Source organism: Achromobacter sp. Root83 (assembly GCF_001428845.1).
Lineage (GTDB): Bacteria > Pseudomonadota > Gammaproteobacteria > Burkholderiales > Burkholderiaceae_B > Achromobacter.
Genome location: NZ_LMIU01000022.1, coordinates 697,195 through 715,950 on the forward strand (window position 1 = coordinate 697,195; position 18,756 = coordinate 715,950).

Genomic DNA, 18,756 nt, shown 5'->3' on the forward strand with positions numbered 1-18,756 from the left:
GCCGGGGCAGGCGCAAGCCTGCAGCAACAGCGCGCCAGGGCATACTGTTATCAGCATGCGGGCCAGCCCGCCAGAACGGGGCGCCGGACCTTGCCGCAAGCCTTACGCCAGTACCGACACAACATGAGCCAAAGTTACCGCATCTGCACACGCACCATCATGGATACCAGCGATCCGAACATTACGTTCGACGACCGCGGCGAATCCGACTACTGCGCGAATTTCGACACGCAGATCAAGCCTAACTGGCATACCGATGCCCGCGGCCAGGCCGAACTCATGCGGACGGCCGAGAAGATCAAGGCACAAGGCAAGGGCAAGGACTTCGACTGCATCATCGGCCTGAGCGGGGGTTTAGATAGTTCGTACACCGCCTATATCGCTAAGGAAAAAATGGGCCTGCGCCCCCTGCTCTTTCACGTCGATGCTGGCTGGGATACCGACCAGGCCGTCGGCAACGTGGAAAAACTGGTCGATGGCCTGGGACTAGAGTTGTACACCGAGGTCATCAACTGGGAAGAAATGAAAGATCTTCAGGTCGCCTTCCTGAAGGCGCAGATCCCTGACCAGGATCTGCCCCAGGACGTTGCGTTTTTCTCAGGGCTTTATAAGTTCGCCAATAAGCACAAGCTCAAATACGTGCTAACGGGCGGCAACTATTCAACCGAATGCTGTCGCGAACCGGAAGAATGGGGCGGCTACCCGGGTATCGACAAGCGCCTCATCCTGGATATCCACAAGAAGTTCGGCAAGCGCCCGCTCAAGACGTTTCCGATCGTCGACATCCTGACGTACAAGCTGTACTACCGCTACGTGCTGGGCATGCAGGTCTTCAAACCGTTGAACCTGGTGCCATACATCAAAGCCGACGCCGAGCAAGAACTTGAATCGCGCTTTGGCTGGAAGAAATTCCAGCACAAACATCACGAATCGCGCTTCACCCGCTTCTACGAAGACTACTGGATGCCCCGCAAGTTCGGCTACGAAAAGCGCCGCGCCCACTTCTCCAGCCTGATCCTGACCGGCCAGATGACGCGTGACGAGGCCCTGGACCGCATTTCGCGTCCCGAACTCGATGAGCACTTTTCGCGCCAGGAATTCCGCTACGTCGCGCACAAGCTGGACCTGACTGAAGACGAGCTGCAGGCACTTTTCGACGGTCCGAACCGGACCTTCCGCGATTACGCCAACAAGAAGGCGCTGATCGGGCTGGGCGCGACCGTCATGCAAAAGGTCGGCCTGGAAAAGAGGCTTTTCCGATGATCGCCATTATTGACTACGGCCTGGGCAACGTCCTGGCGTTTGCCAATATGTACCGCCGCATGGCGGTGCCCGTGTCCATTGCCCGCACCGCCCAAGACCTGGCGGGCGCAACCAAGCTGATCCTGCCTGGCGTGGGCGCATTCGACTACGCTATGGATTCGTTCCGCCGTTCCGGCATGTACGACGTCGCGGTCGAACGCGTGACCAAAGACGAGGTTCCGGTACTGGGCATATGCGTCGGCATGCAGATGCTGGCGGGCGGCAGCGAAGAGGGCTCCGAAGCGGGCCTGAATTGGGTGCCCGGCATGGTCCGCAAGCTGGATACCACCCATTTCACGCAGCGCACCCAATTGCCGCACATGGGCTGGAATGACGTTTATCCACGCCAGGCCTCACCGCTATTCGCCGGCTTGGAAACAGACGCGCGCTTCTACTTTCTCCATTCGTACTATTTCGACTGCCAGAACCAAGACGACACGCTGGCGAGCGCCGAGTACGGCACCAGGTTCGCATGCGCGGTCAATCACAAGAACGTGTATGGCGTGCAATTCCACCCAGAGAAAAGCCACGAATTCGGTGCGCGGCTCCTGAAGAACTTCGCGGATATCTAACGTGCTTCGTCCCAGAATCATCCCCTGCCTCCTGGTCCGAGATAAAGGCCTGGTAAAGACCGTGAAGTTCTCGTCCGACAAATACGTCGGCGACCCGATCAACGCCGTCCGCATCTTCAATGAAAAGGAAGTCGATGAACTGATCGTCGTGGACATCGACGCCACCACCAAGGGTCTCGGCCCTGATCTGAAAATGATCGAGCGCCTGGCCGCCGAATGCCGCATGCCATTCTGCTATGGCGGCGGGGTCAAGACGGTCGAACAGGCGCAGGCCATCATCAGTCTGGGCGTCGAGAAGGTCGCCCTCAGCTCAGCGCTGGTCGAGAATCCCTCGCTAGCGAGCCGGATCGCCGAGAAGCTCGGCCGCCAGAGCGTCGTTGCCGTCCTGGACGTCAAAAAGAAGCGCTTCAGCTCCCGCTACGAGGTTTGGACGCACAATGCAAGCAAGAACACGCATCTGAACCCGGTCGAACTTGCCCCCATACTGCAGCAACATGGCGTGGGCGAGATTGTCATCAATTCGATCGACCATGATGGCGTCATGAATGGCTATGACCTCGGCATCGTCGAGCAGATCCGCAATGTCACGACCGTGCCGATGTCGGTACTGGGCGGCGCGGGCTCCGTCGCGGACATCGGCGAACTCATCAAGAAGTTCGGCATCATCGGCGCTGGCGCCGGCAGTCTGTTCGTGTTCAAGGGCGCCTACAAAGCCGTGCTGATCAACTACCCCCCACTGGCCGATCGCGAAGCGCTGGTGCGCGCGGCGCATCTGCGCAGTGCCTGAGTGGCATTGCGTCGTTCCACAGAAAGAGACATGCGAATATGTTGAAACCTAACGCCAAACTGCTTATCACCGGCGGCACGGGATCCTTCGGCAATGCCGTCTTGAAGCGCTTCCTCCAGACGGACATCGGTGAAATCCGAATCTTCAGCCGCGACGAGAAGAAGCAGGATGACATGCGCAAGCGTTACTCGCATCCGAAGCTCAAGTTCTATCTCGGCGACGTCCGGAACAGCCAAAGCCTGCTGAACGCGACGCGTGGCGTGGACTACATCTTTCACGCCGCCGCACTCAAGCAGGTGCCTTCCTGCGAATTCCACCCCATGGAAGCGGTCTACACCAACATCCTCGGAACCGAGAATGTCCTGGAAGCTGCCATCCGCAACAAGGTGAGCAAGGTGGTCTGTCTGAGCACGGACAAGGCGGTTTATCCCATCAACGCGATGGGAATCTCCAAGGCCATGATGGAGAAGGTCATGGTCGCGAAGTCGCGCGACCTGGACGCGACCGAGACCGTGATCTGCGGCACACGCTACGGCAACGTGATGGCCTCGCGCGGTTCCGTGATTCCCCTGTTCATCGAACAGATGCGGGCCGGCATTCCGCTCTCCATCACCGACCCCGGCATGACCCGGTTCATGATGACGCTGTCGGACGCGGTAGACCTGGTTCTATACGCGTTTGAACACGGCAACAACGGCGACCTGTTCGTGCAGAAGGCGCCCGCGGCTACTGTCCAGACCCTGGCCACAACCCTGGCCCGCATGGTCGGCAAGCCCGAGCATCCGATCAACGTGATCGGCACGCGGCACGGTGAAAAGCTGTACGAAGTCTTGCTGAGCCGCGAGGAAATGGCATGCGCCGAGGACATGGGTGATTACTACCGCATCCCACCCGACCTGCGCGATCTGAATTACGCAAAGTTCGTCGAACAAGGCGAAGAAAAGATCTCGCGCAGCGAAGACTACAACTCGCACAATACCCAACGTCTGAACACCCACGGCATGGAGCAATTGCTGCTGAAGCTGGAATTTATGCAGGCCATCCAGCGCGGCGAGCAAGTGACGCCTGAGGAATAAGCCATGAAGGTTCTCATCACCGGCAGCAACGGGTTCGTTGCGCAGAATCTCATCGCCACGCTGCAAGAACGGAAGGACATCGAGATCCTGCGCTTCACGCGCGATGACGACGCCTCCCGTCTGGACGAGCTGGCGGGCCGGGCCGATTTCGTCTTTCATCTGGCCGGCGTGAACCGCCCCAAGGATCCCGCCGATTTCCAGAGCGGAAACGCCGGACTGACGCAGCAGCTCTGCGCCAGCATCGCTCGTAGCGGCCGGCGCACGCCCGTGATCTACTCCTCGTCGACCCAGGCCAACCAGGACAATCCTTACGGCCTGAGCAAGCGCGAGGCCGAGGATGCCCTCTCGGAGCTGACAGACCAACACGGCTCGCCCGTCTACCTGTTCCGCCTGCCCAACGTATTCGGAAAGTGGGCGCGCCCGAACTACAACTCCGCAGTGGCCACGTTCTGCCACAACGTCAACCGTGGGTTGCCCATCCAGATCAATGATCCAGCCGCGGCGATCACATTGGTGTACGTGGATGACGTCGTCGCCCGCTTCATCGAACTGATGGACGGCGCCGTCGCGGACGACCGGTTCTGCACCGTCGCGCCTCAGTACCGGATCACGGTCGGCGACCTCGCCGCACAGCTGGAAACGTTCCGCGATAGCCGCAACACGCTGATCACCGCGCCCGTCGGCACCGGCCTCGTTCGCGCACTGTACGCCACGTACGTCAGCTATCTGCCGCCCGAGCGTTTTTCTTATGAGGTGCCCAAGTACGGCGATCCGCGTGGCGTGTTCGTCGAAATGCTCAAGACGCAGGACAGCGGCCAGTTCTCTTACTTCACCGCCCATCCCGGCGTGACGCGCGGCGGTCATTACCACCACACGAAAACCGAGAAATTCCTGGTCATCAAGGGACGGGCGCGCTTTCGCTTCCGCCACATCCTGACCGGCGAATTCCACGAGCAGGACACAGATGGCGAAAAGCCGGAAATCGTGGAAACCGTGCCCGGCTGGACGCACGACATCACGAATATCGGCGATGACGAAATGGTCGTCATGCTCTGGGCCAACGAAATCTTCGACCGCGCCCGTCCCGACACTTACGCCCGCCCTCTCTGACATGAAAAAACTTAAAGTCGCCACCGTCGTCGGCACCCGGCCGGAAATCATTAGGCTGTCGCGCGTGCTCGCGAGCCTGGACCGCCATTGCGATCACGTCCTGGTTCATACCGGACAGAACTACGACTACGAACTCAACGAAATCTTCTTCCAGGACCTGGGCATCCGCAAACCGGACCATTTCCTGAGCGCCGCCGGCGCCACCGGCGCCGAAACCATCGGCAAGGTGATTATCGCCACCGACCAGGCCCTGGCCGAGATCCAGCCCGATGCGCTCCTGGTGCTGGGCGATACCAACAGCTGCATGGCGGTCCTGCCGGCCAAGCGCCGCAAGATCCCGACCTTCCACATGGAAGCTGGCAATCGCTGCTTCGACCAGCGCGTGCCCGAAGAGATCAACCGCCGCATCGTCGACCACACCTCCGACATCAACCTGACGTACAGCGACATCGCGCGCGAATATCTGCTGCGCGAAGGCCTGCCGGCCGACCGGATCATCAAGACCGGCAGCCCGATGTTCGAAGTGCTGAACCACTACAGTGATGGTATTGAAGCGTCCGACGTGCTCGATCGGCTCGGCCTGACACACGGGCAGTTCTTCGTGGTCAGCGCCCACAGAGAAGAGAACGTCGACTCGGACCACAACTTCGCCAAGCTGGTAAACCTGCTGAACACGGTGGCCGCGACCTACGGTCTGCCGGTCATCGTCTCTACCCATCCGCGCACACAGAAGCGCGTGGACGCGCTGGGTACCAAGTTCCATGCGAACGTGCGCCTGCTGAAACCACTAGGTTTCAAGGACTACAACAAGCTGCAGATGTCTTCGCGAGCGGTGCTCTCCGACAGCGGCACGATCACGGAAGAGTCCTCGATCCTAAATTTTCCGGCGCTCAATATCCGCGAGGCTCACGAGCGTCCGGAAGGCATGGAGGAAGCATCGGTGATGATGGTGGGCTTGGAGGCCGACCGCGCGCTGCAGGCGCTGGAATTGCTTGCCCATCAGGCCCGAGGCGCTGAACGGGATTTCCGCCTGGTGGCGGACTACAGCATGCCCAATGTGTCCGATAAAGTGGTGCGCATCATTCATAGCTACACCGATTACGTCAATCGCATTGTATGGAAAAAGGCGAATTGAAAATCGCCCTCGTCACCCAATACTTCTGGCCCGAGTCCTTCTCGATCAACGATCTGGTCGAAGCATTGGTATCCCAAGGCCATACCGTGGAAGTCTTCACGGGCAAGCCGAACTACCCCGATGGGAAGATATTCCCCGGATACCAAGCCGAAGGCGCATCCGAAGAATTATTTGCCGACACGGTGCCCGTGCACCGCGCGCCGCTTCGGCCGCGCGGCGCAGGGGGCGCGGCGAACCTTGCGCGCAATTATCTGTCGTTCGTCTGGAATGGATTGCGGCATTTTCCGCGTCAGGCGAAGGGCAAGTCGTTCGACATCGTGTTCGTGTTTTCGCTGTCGCCGATCACCGCCGCAATTCCCGCGATCTATCTGAAATGGCGCCTACGCAAGCCCATGGCCATGTGGGTGCTGGACTTGTGGCCGGAAAGCCTGAGCGCAACCGGCTTTATCAAGAACAAGTTCGTGCTGAACGCGATCGGACTGATGGTGCGCGGGATCTACGCGTGTTCCGGCCTGATCATGGTGCAGTCGCGCGCGTTCATCGACGCGGTTTCCCGCTATACCAACCCGGCCAAGCTGGTCTACTACCCGAACTGCTCGCGCGACACGCCGAACACGCTGTCGCCCGATACGCAGGTACCTCGCATGCTGCTCGATGAACTGCAGTCGCAGTTTTGCGTCGTGTTCGCCGGCAATCTGGGAACGGCGCAGTCCGTCGAAACCCTGGCCGCGGCAGCCGAGCGGCTCAAACATCTGCCCGATGTCCGCATCGTGCTGGTCGGCAGCGGCAGCATGTCGCCTTGGTTGGCGGAACAGAAGCAGATTCGAAACCTGGACAACCTGATCCTTGCCGGCCGCTACCCGGCCAGCGAAATGCCCCAGTTCCTGACGCGTGCGCAAGGACTAATAGTTTCGCTCAAACGCAGCGAAATCTACGCGCAGACGGTGCCGGCTAAGATCCAAACCTATCTGAGCGCCGGCCGCCCCATCCTCGCCTCGATCGATGGCGAAGGCGCCCGCGTTGTCGAGGAGGCCGGCGCCGGGCTGGTCAGCCCAGCCGAAGACGCCGAGCAGTTGGCCCGCAATATTGAGAAACTGCACGGCATGTCCGGCGATTCGCGCGCCTTCATGGGCGAGCGCGGCCGCGCCTACTTCCTGGAGCATTTCGAACTGGAAAAACAGGCTGCCCGCCTGGTCGAACTGCTGCAACAGCACATTGATCGAGGTGAACGATGAGCCCGGCGATTACCGTAGGTGTCCTGGGCGCGACTTCGCCAGCGGGCCAGCAAGTACTGGCCAAGCTAGCCGCAGCCGGGCATCGCGTAGTGGCTTTCTCGCGCAGCGCGCAACCGGCCGGCGAAGCCGATGCCGTGCGCTGGGTATCGCTGTCCGACAGCCAAGCGGAAGAAGCCGCCCGGGCCACCGGCCCGATTACGGTCTGGATTGCGCTATGCCATATCTGGGTAGTCGGCGAGCATTTCGATTTCATGCGGCGACTGGGTGCCCAGCGTCTCGTTTGCCTCTCGTCGACCAGCCGCTACACCAAGGTCAGCTCCCAGAATGCCTATGAAGAGGCCCTGGTGCAACGCCTGTCCGACGGAGAACGCGCCCTAGCCGAATGGGCCGAAGGTGCCAGCATCGGCTGGACGGTGCTGCGCCCCACGCTGATCTACGGACGCAGCACCGACCGCAACCTGTCGGAGATCGTCCGCATCATCCGCAAACTCCGTGTCTTTCCCGTGTTCGGACGCGCCGGCGGACTGCGCCAGCCTGTCTATGTAGATGACGTTGCGCAGGCCGCGGTGCTCTCGGCGTTCGCGCCGGAAGCGGCCGACAAGGGATACAACATTTCGGGCGCGGAAGTGCTGAGTTATCGAGAAATGGTGACGCGAATTTTCAAGGCCATGGGCCGAGCTCCGCGCCTGCTGACCGTTCCGATCTGGCTATTCAATTCCGCCCTGTTCTTCCTGCGCCTGATTCCACGCTACCGGAACTGGAATAGCGACATGGTGCAACGCATGAACCGAGACATGGTATTTGCGCATGACGAGGCGGCGCGGGATTTCGGTTTTAAACCGCAACCGTTCGTCCTGCGCGATATCGACGTTCTCTGAATTCAGAGACGTGTCTATTTTCCACTGGCCTGAATTCGGTCATTTCTGTATTTGAAAACAAGATGGATGCCCTGTCGATACCATTGTGGTTATTCGCAGTATTCGCGGCTCTGGCCTGGCTGTTGACAGGCGCGCTGCGCCGCTATGCGCTCAAGCATAATGTCATTGACGTGCCGAATGCGCGCAGTTCGCACAAAACACCCACGCCCCGCGGTGGCGGTATCGCGTTTGTTATCAGCTTCCTGCTCGGATTGATCACCCTGACCGCGATTGGAAGTATCGCGCCTGTAGACGCGATTGCGGTGGGCGGCGCGGGCGCCTGGATCGCGCTCATCGGTTTTCTCGACGACCACGGCCATATCCAGGCGCGCTGGAGATTACTGGCCCACTTCGCCGGGGCTGCCTGGGTGCTCTATTGGATAGGCGGCATGCCCTCGATGTCGTTCTGGGGGCTGGAACTGCAGACCAACTGGCTGCTCTCGATACTGGGCGCGCTGTACCTGGTATGGATGCTCAATCTTTACAATTTCATGGATGGCATCGACGGCATCGCCAGCATCGAGGCGCTTTGTGTCACAGTGGGCGGCTGCATCCTGTATGCAATGGACGGCCAGCCGCTCGCTGGCGTTCCCAGCGCGCTGCTGGCGGCCACGGTGGGGGGGTTCCTGATCTGGAATTTCCCCCCAGCCAGGATTTTCATGGGCGATGGCGGCAGCGGCTTTCTCGGCCTGGTCCTCGGCGCCCTGTCGCTTTTGGCCGGATGGCATTCGCCAGCCATGCTGTGGGCATGGCTCGTGCTGCTTGGCGTTTTCATCATCGACGCAACGGTGACCTTAATACGTCGGCTTTGCCGCGGAGAAAAGGTTTACGAAGCTCACAGGACTCACGCTTACCAATATGCAAGTCGCAAGTATTCCAGCCATAGGAAAATCACCCTGTCGGTGCTTGCGATTAATGTCCTCTGGTTGTTTCCGTGGGCCGGCGCAGTATCGACTGGATTAATCGAAGGACTGACCGGAACGCTCTGCGCGTATATACCGCTGATAGCGCTATCCCTATGGCTGAAAGCGGGAACCGCGGAGAGCGCAAACTGAACATTTGTAGCCCGGCATCGGGCGCATATTTAGTAGAATCACGTCTGCGTGCGTTTGGCCGCAAGACACAGGCGTAAATGGCGTAATTATGAAATCTAAAGGCACCTTGCTCATCGTAGGCGGCGGCGGGCATGGGCGCGCAGTCGCCGAAGCCGCCGCGATGACGGGCGAATGGGCTGGTATTGTCTTCGCCGATGACGCCTATCCCGCACAGCAGCAATCAGGCGACTGGCGCATCGTCGGCTCGACCGGACAACTCCCGGAACTGGCCCGCGGCTGCCACGCGGCGATCGTGGCCATTGGCAACCAGGCCGTGCGCCAACGCTTGACCGACACGCTGGTGGCACTTGATGTACCGCTGGCGACCGTCGTCCATCCGCGGGCCTGGGTCAGCGCGCTGGCCGTGATCGGCGCCGGGAGCGCCATAATGGCCGGCGCCGTTGTCGGCGCCTGTGCGCGCCTGGGGCGCGGCGTCATCGTCAATGCCAACGCCACCGCGGATCACGATGCGGTCCTCGGCGACTTCGCCCATCTGGGCGTCGGAGTCCAGCTCGCTGGCGGCGTAGTTGTCGAAGACCGCGCCTGGCTGCAGGCCGGATCCTGTGCCGGATACCGGGTCCGGGTGCCGGCGGACGCCGTGCTGCCCCCGGGTTCGCGCCTTATCGCGGATTGATTTCAGACTTCCTATAAAAATGATCATCCCTACACGCTTTCGAACCGCATTTGTGTTCCTGTTTGACTTGGCGGCGATCCTTATCGCTTGGCTAGGGGCATTCCTTATCCGCCTCAACTTCGAATGGCCGACCGAGTGGGAAGGCCCCATAGCGCGAGCACTGCTCGTCCTGCTGCCCGTGCAGATCATCGCCTGCCGCTGGGCCGGGCTGTATCGTGGCATGTGGATCTTCGCCAGCCTGCCCGATCTCAAGCGCGTCCTGAATGTGGTGCTCGCCTCGACGGTCGCGCTGCTGCTCTTTGCCTTCCTCAACCGTGGCCAGCCCGCATTGCCGCGTTCCATCCTGGTGCTGTACCCCTTGCTGCTGCTCTTGGTCATGGGCGGCGGGCGCGCAGCCTGGCGCATGTGGAAGGAACACTGGCTGTACCGCGCGGGCTTCGGCCAGGGCACGCCGGTGGTCGTAATCGGCGCCGGCACCGCCGGCGCCATGTTGGTCCGCGAACTGGGCCGTAGCTCCGATTGGCATGTAGTGGCACTGGTGGACGACGATCCAGCAAAGCGGGGCCTGGAAATCTCCGGCTGCCGCGTAGCCGGCGGCACCGACATGCTGCCCGAAATCCTCAATGACTATGGCGCAAAGCACGTCATTCTGGCCATTCCTTCCGCCAAGGGAGTCGCCATCCGCCGCGTGTCCGACATTGCGACCCGCGCGGGTGCGTCGCTGTTCACCGTACCGGGATTGAGCGAACTGATGAGCGGCCGAGTCGCCATCAACATGATGCGTCCAGTGAAGATCGAGGATCTACTGGGCCGCGAATCCGTGCATATCGACAACGTCAATGTCCACGAGATGATCGCCGGCAAGCAGATCCTGGTGACTGGCGCGGGCGGCTCGATCGGCAGTGAACTGTGCCGGCAGCTCGCGCGCTTCTCGCCCGCCGCCATCGTGCTGGTCGAGGCCAGCGAGTTCGCGCTCTACACCATCGAACAATGGTTCACGGAAAACCAGCCGGATGTGCGCATCGTGCCCCTGGCCGGCGACGTGAAGGACGCCACCCGCGTCGAAGAGATTTTTTCCAAGTGGCATCCTGATCTGGTCTTCCACGCGGCGGCCTATAAGCATGTGCCGCTGATGGAGATCGGCAATGCCTGGCAGGCCGTCCGCAACAACGTCCTCGGCACCTACAATGTGGCGCAATGCGCCGAGCGCTTCGGCGCGCAGCGATTCGTGCTGATTTCAACGGACAAGGCGGTCAATCCCACCAATGTCATGGGCGCCACCAAGCGCATGGCGGAAATGGTCTGTGAAGTCCTGCACCGCCGCGGCGGCAAGACCCGCTTCCAGATGGTCCGCTTTGGCAACGTGCTGGGCAGCACGGGCAGCGTGATACCGAAGTTCCAATCGCAAATCTCGCGCGGCGGGCCGATCACCGTCACCCATCCCGACATTACGCGCTACTTCATGTCCATCCCCGAGGCGGCGCAGCTTGTCCTGCAGGCGGCCGCGATGGGCCGTGGGGGTGAGATCTTCGTGCTGGACATGGGCGAGCCCGTGAAAATCGCCGATCTGGCGCGCAACATGATTCGCCTCTCCGGCTTCCGCGAAGAAGACATTCGCGTCGAATTCACCGGCCTTCGTCCTGGCGAAAAGCTGTACGAAGAGTTGCTGGCCGATTGCGAAGAGACCTTGGAAACACCGCATCCCAAGCTGCGCATCGCCCGTTCGCGGCCCGTACCCGAAGGCTTCTGCGAGGCTGGGATCGGCTGGCTGGAACGGACCGAACCCGTCTCGGACGAGGAAGTCCGCCAGGTGCTCAAGAGCTGGATGCCGGAGTACGAGCCGACCAAGCACTAGCGCCGCAGGATGCGCTAAAACCGAGTGGTAATTTCCGACAAAACCGGAAATTCACGGAAGGACTTTCCACAACCCGGAACCTTCGTGAAGTGATCGAGGCGTCGGGCAAGCAACTGACGCCCGAAAGCAAACAGCGCATCAGGGCGGCATACGCCCAGATGAAGTCCCTGAGCCGCTAGGCCTCTTCAGGCGAACGGCCTCAATCGCATCCATCCAGGGGCAGGCCCGGCGGGATCGGCCGCTCGGGCCCCTGCGCGCCCCGCAGCCCTGCGTAGAGGCCCGGGCGGCTTCCATTCACGGGAGGCCGTCCAGCCTGCGGATTTCCGCTGCAACCCCGGCCAGGTAATCGCGGTATTCGCACTTCGGCATCTCATCGAGCAGCGCCTCGAATTGATCCAGCTTCAAGAACCCCCGCACAAGGGCCGCTTCTTCGGGACAACCGATCTTGATCCCCTGCCGCCTTTCGATAGCCTCGATATACGCGGAGGCTTCCTGCAGCGCCGTGCTGGTGCCGGCATCGAGCCAGGCGAAGCCGCGGCTGAGCCGGCGCACCTGCAGTTGTCCCCTGCGCAGGTATTCGAGGTTGACATCGGTAATTTCCAACTCGCCGCGAGGCGATGGTTTGATCGACCGCGCTATGTCCAGGATCTGATTGTCGTAGATATAGATACCGGGAACGGCATAGCCGCTTTTGGGGTGAACCGGCTTCTCCTCGATCGACAGGGCTTTGCCATTTCGGTCAAACTCCACGACGCCGTACCGGGTGGGATCCTTGACGTGATACGCGAAAATCGTCGCGCCGCCCGCGAAGGCATGCATGGCGCGCGGAAAATCGTCTCCGCCGGAGAAGATATTATCGCCCAGCATCAAAACCACGCTATCGGAACCGACAAAGTCATCCGCGATCAGAAAGGCCTGCGCGATACCCTCCGGCCGCGCCTGTTCCCGATACTCGATATTTATGCCCCACTTGGTCCCATCACCCAACAAACTCTGATAGCGGGGAAGATCCTGCGGCGTGGAAATAATGCAGAGATCGCGAATCCCGGAAGCAATCAGGACCGTGATCGGATAGTAGATCATCGGCTTGTCGAAAACCGCCTGAAGTTGTTTGCTCGATATTTTCGTAAGCGGATACAGCCTCGAGCCGCTGCCACCCGCAAGAACAATAGCTTTCATTTTTCAGACATTAGTCGATGTTGCGACGAAGGGACCAGAATTTCGCCAATGAGAAATTCAGCACGACAATAAATGGAATCAATGCGATTTGAACGTAGAACGGATCGAAACCGGTTTCTTCCACGATATAGCGAAGCGCAAGCGCGTTCAAGGCAATCGACAAAAAACCAGAAACTATGTACTTGAACAACCGTGATCGGTGGTCATCGCCGCCTTCAAGCCTGAACACCCAGATGCGGTTGAGACAGTAGGTCAACAGCATGCCAAGCAGTGAAACCGCGACCAGCGCCACTACATAATTCAATTTCAGTACCCGGACGGCACAATAGAACAGCACAAAGGTGAAGAGGAAATTGACTCCGCCCACTATCGTGAATTTAGAAAATTCCAACTTCACGCCGCTCATCGAACCTCCAACGCGTTCGTGGACATCAGAACTTTTCTCTCACCACGTAATTGGGCCGCTTCCGCACTTCCTCGTTTATTCGCCATACGTATTCACCGATGACGCCCAGCATCACCATGATCAAGCCGCCGACCAGCAGAATCGCGATCATGATGGGAGCCCAGCCGTCGAACGGGGTTTCACCGCGGGCCCAACTCACGACGATGCTGAGGCTATACAGCACGCCAAGCAGCGACGTCACCAATCCTGTAAGCGAAATGAATCGGATGGGCAGATAGGAAGCATCCAGGATCGCATCCAGGAAATTCTTCAGCTTCTTCGCAAAATTATATTGGGATTTGCCGATGGTACGTTTCAGCCTCACATAGGGAATGAAGCATGTGCGGTATCCCGTCCAAAGCAGGTCGCCTTGAAAGAACCGATGGCGGACGTCGATGGCGTTGAACGCGTCCATGACTTTCCTGTCCATCAGGACAAAATCAAACCCCCCGGGCGGGATTTGCGGTAGCGCCATTCGGAGCACGCCGTAGGCAAATCGCGAAAATACTTTTGCGGCAAGGGTGTCGGACCGATCCGTTCTGTAGCAGATCACAGTCTCGGCGCCTTCTTGCCATTTCTGCACCATCTGCGGGATCAATTCCACGGGATCCTGCAAATCGGCGGATATGTTTATGACCGCATCGCCGGTGGCTTCCTTGAAGCCCGCAAGCATTGCCGCCATTTGCCCGAAGTTCCGCGTGAACGTAAGGGCGACGATATTTTCATCGTTTTCCTTGAGGCTCAGGATCTCCTGCAGGGATCCGTCGGTGGATCCGTCATCGACAAAGACTATCTCGTAGTCATGATGCGACAGCTCATTCTGGAAAACGGCGTGAATTTTTTTATATGTTTCCGTAAGCGCGTTTTCATTTTGATAAACGGGAATCACGAATGATATTTTCACATCGACCACCCAAACATTAAGATCTGATTAATTATAGATAACTGCACGATCCATCAATCCAATGGCTTGTACAGTGAATATTCATGTCCCGCCTGCACGACCGTCACCGGCGGGTGATAATTCTGCGGAAAGCGCAATCCGGCGCTACCCAATATTTCGGCCACCTGCGCGGACTGCTCAACACTCAGGAGCACAAAGGATTTTTTCAACCGTTCGGGTTCTGCAAACGTCAGCGCCATTTTACTGTAGGAATTTCGACCTTCGCTCCTGCAGCATGGGAAGGCCGGGTGCCCGGGAGATCGCCCTCCCAGGGCATAGACAAGCGCCGGCTGTTCGTCGAACGCAATAATATCCCCACCCGCGACGAACCCCAAGGATTGGGCCGCGGCAGACAACTTCGTCACCAGTTCATGAGTGGCTGGATCGAGCTTCAACACGACAGGGGGATCGCCCACCTGCGTGGCGACTGTCTGTTCGAGCATTGTCCTTGGCTTGATTTGCGCAGGCTGGTAAATGGATCCCTGAATGACATGACTGCACGCATAGGCGCCAATGACCAACGCTGCGAGCGGCAGGACGGCGGGAGCGACGACCTTCGGGTTTGCGTAGTGCATTCCCACCAACAGCATCAGGATCGCGCAAAACCACGGCGCGGCATAAAACAGAATTACGTTATAGATGGGGTTCGACGTGCCGGCAGCACCGGCAAAAGGCATAGCCAGTAGAACCAGAATCACCAGGTAGAGATTTCCCAGGCGAGGGGCTCTCTCCTGGGGGCGCCGGTACACCACCACCCATATGGCGCTCAAGAGCAGTATCCATGCAATTTCAAACCCGAGATACGGCAATGTGCGGCCGCCGACAGGCACCGCATTGAACCGCTCGGCGGACGCCACCCAAATTCCGCCAACCGCTGAGATCAAAAAGGCAATGGCAAGCGCCCCGATTACCAGCCATCTTGTCGCCAATAAAGCAGCTTGCGGATTTGCGGTCGATGGGCGGCACCACCGGATCAGATAGGCCCCGGCCAGGAGAAAATAACAGGGCAGAAACTCGAAAAATCCGGTGTATAAGAGGACGCCTATCTCTATGGGATACGCAAGCGCCTTTTCCGCGGGTGAATGCAATCCCAGCGTCTGGTAGAGCACCCATCCTTCCTGGAACATCCGCCACGCCTGATCCAGCCTCTGGATCAAGAAATGATAAAGGGCGAGCCACCCGCCAAACCCAACCGCTGCGGAAATAAATAATCTGCCTTTCACGCCACGGCTCGGCCCGCGCCACAGGCCAAGAAGAAACACCGCCAAAATAGCGATGATTATCGCAGTTGGGAACTTGAAAAACAGGGTTTCACCGAGCACGACGCCCGCGGCCGCACTGGATAAGTACGCCGGCCCCAGCTTCCGCTCATCGGCGCTGAATACCAAGCTGGTCAGCACCAGGCCGGCAAACACATTGACGCTCAATGCTGTCAGCGTGTAGTAGCTGGGTGTCAGATACGACCACTGATAGTGCAGAAGCGTCCCCGCTGCAACAAACATCAAGGAAATCAACCTGATGTAGCGTATACGAGTCGCCTGCTCATAAACCTGGGTAAGGACCTTGTGGAAGCCAAACCACAGTACTGCGGCCGACAGCAGCATCATGACGATCCAGATGCTTCTCAAGGCTGCGAGGTTGTACCCCACCAGTTCAAAAGTGCCACCTACAAACGTGTATATGGCGGAAACGTTCTGCTGCACCTCGCTTGGGTAGCGCGACGCCAGGATATAGATTCCCTCGTCTGCCAGGCCCAAACCGCGATCCGCTTGCCAGAACAACACGATGACGGCCAGCAATAGAATGGCGCACAGCAGAATTGCGGCGAGTCCATTTATATTTTTAATTAGTTTCACGCCGCAATTCCTGCTTTTCCTAATGCGTCGACTTCAGAATATCAATCACCGCGTTCGCACATCAAAAAGACGCTGGCGCTCAAGTCCGGATAAATCTGACCCAACTTGTAGCACCCTTCCAGGTATTCCTTGGACACGATGTCCGTGTTGAGCAGCCTATCCCACTGGAAGTTCGCGAGCGCCTTGAAAAATATGCCCGACCTATGCACGACCTTCAGCCCGGCTGCGGTGGCGTGCTGCTCCAGCGTGTCCAGGGAATAGGTCCGGCGATGCCCGTGCTCGGCTTCTGCCGGGGTAACCGCCGCATTATGCGTGATCAGGCCCATTTTCACGGCGATCTGCCGGGACGGAGCATTTGCGTTCGGGCACACCAGGAAGAATCGCCCATTTTCGGTAAGCCATTCATCATTGATACGCTTGAGTACGCGAACTGGGTCGTCCAGATGTTCCAGCACATGCGTCAGTACGATGTTGTCGTAGCGGCGCGGCAGTACGACATCTTCAAACAGCGCGTTGACGTACTCGACCCGGTCGCCCAACTTGCTCTTTGCCGCTTCCACTGCCTCGGAGGACGCTTCCACGCAGGTGATGTCGTCGAAATGTTCAAGGAAGCGCGTGGTGAACTGGCCTTGATAACTGCCCAGTTCCAGCAGGCTGCCCTCACGGTAGAACGGTTCGAATGATCGAATCATGTACGGATGCATGACGTCGAAGTCAAAGCTGTAGGCGTACTTTTCGGCAGCGGAATTATTGGCGTCGTTCATTTCCGCCGTGTAGTCTCTTGATACTGTCATGATGCGATTTTCCTTATGTTTCGTGGGCGGCCAGACACAATCCATTCCGCCCAAACTCAATTCCGTTATGAAGGAGATTAACGCCCCCGGCGCATTCGAATACGTGCGAGGCCGAATCTTCAACTATCCGCCAGCCGCCGCAGATTGCGCGCGCCGGTTTTCAATCCGCCGTAATAATAATCGTTGAATCCAGCCGCATCCATCAGATCAAACACCGTCTGCATATCGTATTCGACACGATGCAGGCTGAAGTCTCCGGCCTCGTAGATCGCGAAAGCCGCGCGCGGATCGCCATCCCTAGGCTGCCCCACCGATCCCGGATTGCAATAAATCTTGTCGCCAAACCGCTGCACGCTTTGCAGATGGGTATGGCCGGACACGAACACCCGGCCCTGCACCCGTTCGAAGTACTCGGCGCTGGGTTTCAGATACTCGTCTATTGGGTCAGCCCAGCCGCCATGCACCATGCGCACCTCGTCTATGTCGAGTTGCACCGGGAATGTGCGAAGCCATGCAATATTCTCGGGCGTGATCACTTTCCGCTGGTAAACCAGGCAGTCATTCACACTCCGTGAACGCGGGCAGAAGCCGCCGCCGGCCATGTACCAATCGTGATTGCCCATGACGCACGGAATTTGACGCTGGCGCAACATGTCGCAGCATTCGTTGACCTGCGAGTAATAGCCAACCACGTCGCCCGCGCAATAGATGCGATCCACGCCAAGACGATCGATTTCGCTCAAGACCGACTTCAGCGCCTCGAAGTTGCCGTGGATATCAGAGATGAAGGCCGTCTTCATAAAACACTCGCTCGTCTGTATAGCGCACCGCCCGGCCGCGCCGAATCACCGGCTGTGTCGGATTGCGCTTATCTAAGAAATATTCCAGAGCCATCGCACTTTCGTTGTAGCCGAATGCCGTGCGAATAGAGGTGGACGATGAAACCCGAGGATTGATTTCCAGTAGCTTGGGGCCCTCGGCGGTCCGCCGAAACTGAAAATTCGTGGGGCCCTTGGGTCGCAGCAAAGCGCACAGCGCTTGCATGGCCGGAACGAATTCCGCGATATCCGTAACCTCGGCTTTGTCCGTGAAGCCGTCACGCGACAGCTTGCGGCGCAGCCCCATGCCGGCGAAATAGCCGCCGTCTCCGTCGCAGAATGCCGAAACCGTGTATTCCTCTTCGTCAGTCCCCACGATCGGCTGCGCCATCAGGACCGAACCCATTGCGTCACGATATTGGCTGAATTCGGCTTCGGAGGATATCCGGGCGATGCCCTTGGAACCGAAACCCCGGCGCGGCTTCAGCAGGAATGGCTGGCCATATTTTTGAACCAGGGTCGAGTAATCCGCGTCCAGGGAACTGTCGATGACGCACGTCACGCCCGCTTGCGCCAAGCGCTGGTAGAACGCCCATTTGTCCTTGCACAGCGCAATCAACTCGGGCCGATTCAGCAGCGGCAGCGCGCCTGTCGCACGGATCGCCGGCAGATGCTCGACCCAGTGGTACATGTCGATTTCGATTCCTGGAATCAACATATCGATATTGTGACGACGCAGGGTGGCGAGCAACCAGTCCAGATATTCTGGCGCGGAGGTAACGGGGGCCTGTTCGAATATGTCGCAGAACGCCGGAGCGACGGAGTCGTCGTAGATCGAGGTGCCCACCAACAGGCATGGCTGCGCCGACTGCCGCAATGAGCGCAAAATGCCGTAGCCGACGATGCCGCTCGCGCCGGAAACCAGTACTCGCTTCATATCGGCGCTCCGGTGAGACTCAATGGGGCGACAATCTTGCGGTCCAGCATGGGCGCGAGTATTTGCC

18 protein-coding genes are annotated in these 18,756 nt (G+C 59.0%); 11 read left to right on the forward strand and 7 right to left on the reverse strand.

Annotation, left to right across the window (positions count from 1 at the left end; all coding sequences use genetic code 11):
- Window positions 1–123: 123 nt before the first annotated feature.
- From ASE30_RS19040 to ASE30_RS19090, 11 genes are all read left to right on the forward strand, one after another.
- Complete coding sequence (locus tag ASE30_RS19040; RefSeq protein ID WP_057285810.1) at window positions 124–1,263, forward strand: N-acetyl sugar amidotransferase; 1,140 nt, start codon at window positions 124–126, stop codon at window positions 1,261–1,263.
- Window positions 1,260–1,874 carry an imidazole glycerol phosphate synthase subunit HisH gene (gene hisH, locus ASE30_RS19045; protein WP_057285811.1) on the forward strand — a complete coding sequence of 205 codons (615 nt, stop codon included), beginning with the start codon at window positions 1,260–1,262 and terminating at the stop codon, window positions 1,872–1,874. Before ASE30_RS19040 ends, hisH begins: the two co-directional genes overlap by 4 nt.
- Before the next feature lies 1 nt (window position 1,875).
- Window positions 1,876–2,661: an AglZ/HisF2 family acetamidino modification protein gene (locus ASE30_RS19050; protein ID WP_057285812.1), complete on the forward strand. Its 786-nt coding sequence runs from the start codon at window positions 1,876–1,878 to the stop codon at window positions 2,659–2,661.
- Between the two features lie 38 nt (window positions 2,662–2,699).
- Window positions 2,700–3,737 (forward strand): polysaccharide biosynthesis protein, encoded by a 1,038-nt coding sequence (locus ASE30_RS19055; protein ID WP_057285813.1) that lies wholly within the window; start codon window positions 2,700–2,702, stop codon window positions 3,735–3,737.
- A gap of 3 nt (window positions 3,738–3,740) precedes the next feature.
- Window positions 3,741–4,847, forward strand: coding sequence for a capsular polysaccharide biosynthesis protein CapF (locus ASE30_RS19060; RefSeq protein WP_057285814.1), 1,107 nt, complete (start codon window positions 3,741–3,743; stop codon window positions 4,845–4,847).
- 1 nt (window position 4,848) lies between these two features.
- On the forward strand, window positions 4,849–5,982 hold the full coding sequence (gene wecB / locus ASE30_RS19065) for a non-hydrolyzing UDP-N-acetylglucosamine 2-epimerase (protein WP_057285815.1): 1,134 nt from the start codon (window positions 4,849–4,851) through the stop codon (window positions 5,980–5,982).
- Window positions 5,979–7,217 (forward strand): glycosyltransferase family 4 protein, encoded by a 1,239-nt coding sequence (locus tag ASE30_RS19070; RefSeq protein ID WP_057285816.1) that lies wholly within the window; start codon window positions 5,979–5,981, stop codon window positions 7,215–7,217. The genes wecB and ASE30_RS19070 overlap by 4 nt, the downstream gene beginning before the upstream one ends.
- Entirely contained in the window at window positions 7,214–8,095 is an 882-nt protein-coding gene (locus ASE30_RS19075; protein WP_082601636.1) for an NAD(P)-dependent oxidoreductase, read from the forward strand. The genes ASE30_RS19070 and ASE30_RS19075 overlap by 4 nt, the downstream gene beginning before the upstream one ends.
- A 62-nt stretch (window positions 8,096–8,157) precedes the next feature.
- Window positions 8,158–9,189, forward strand: coding sequence for a glycosyltransferase family 4 protein (locus ASE30_RS19080; RefSeq protein WP_057285818.1), 1,032 nt, complete (start codon window positions 8,158–8,160; stop codon window positions 9,187–9,189).
- 88 nt (window positions 9,190–9,277) lie between these two features.
- Entirely contained in the window at window positions 9,278–9,862 is a 585-nt protein-coding gene (locus ASE30_RS19085) for an acetyltransferase (protein WP_057285819.1), read from the forward strand.
- A 52-nt stretch (window positions 9,863–9,914) separates the two neighbouring features.
- Entirely contained in the window at window positions 9,915–11,717 is a 1,803-nt protein-coding gene (locus tag ASE30_RS19090; protein ID WP_369819342.1) for a polysaccharide biosynthesis protein, read from the forward strand.
- Window positions 11,718–12,011: 294 nt separating this feature from the next.
- On the opposite strand, the gene rfbA is transcribed toward ASE30_RS19090, so the two are convergent.
- The 7 genes from rfbA to ASE30_RS19125 form a co-directional block, all read right to left on the reverse strand.
- A complete protein-coding gene (gene rfbA, locus ASE30_RS19095; RefSeq protein WP_057285821.1) occupies window positions 12,012–12,896 on the reverse strand; it encodes a glucose-1-phosphate thymidylyltransferase RfbA in 885 nt (294 codons plus the stop codon).
- Window positions 12,897–12,906: 10 nt separating this feature from the next.
- A complete protein-coding gene (locus ASE30_RS19100) occupies window positions 12,907–13,302 on the reverse strand; it encodes a GtrA family protein (protein ID WP_057285822.1) in 396 nt (131 codons plus the stop codon).
- A 25-nt stretch (window positions 13,303–13,327) separates the two neighbouring features.
- On the reverse strand, window positions 13,328–14,230 hold the full coding sequence (locus ASE30_RS19105) for a glycosyltransferase family 2 protein (RefSeq protein WP_162259934.1): 903 nt from the start codon (window positions 14,228–14,230) through the stop codon (window positions 13,328–13,330).
- Between the two features lie 68 nt (window positions 14,231–14,298).
- A complete protein-coding gene (locus tag ASE30_RS19110; protein WP_057285824.1) occupies window positions 14,299–16,140 on the reverse strand; it encodes a hypothetical protein in 1,842 nt (613 codons plus the stop codon).
- Window positions 16,141–16,181: 41 nt separating this feature from the next.
- A complete protein-coding gene (locus ASE30_RS19115) occupies window positions 16,182–16,934 on the reverse strand; it encodes a bifunctional 2-polyprenyl-6-hydroxyphenol methylase/3-demethylubiquinol 3-O-methyltransferase UbiG (protein ID WP_057285825.1) in 753 nt (250 codons plus the stop codon).
- Window positions 16,935–17,053: 119 nt separating this feature from the next.
- Entirely contained in the window at window positions 17,054–17,734 is a 681-nt protein-coding gene (locus tag ASE30_RS19120) for a metallophosphoesterase (RefSeq protein WP_057285826.1), read from the reverse strand.
- Window positions 17,712–18,689 (reverse strand): ATP-grasp domain-containing protein, encoded by a 978-nt coding sequence (locus tag ASE30_RS19125; protein WP_057285827.1) that lies wholly within the window; start codon window positions 18,687–18,689, stop codon window positions 17,712–17,714. The genes ASE30_RS19120 and ASE30_RS19125 overlap by 23 nt, the downstream gene beginning before the upstream one ends.
- Window positions 18,690–18,756: the final 67 nt, after the last annotated feature.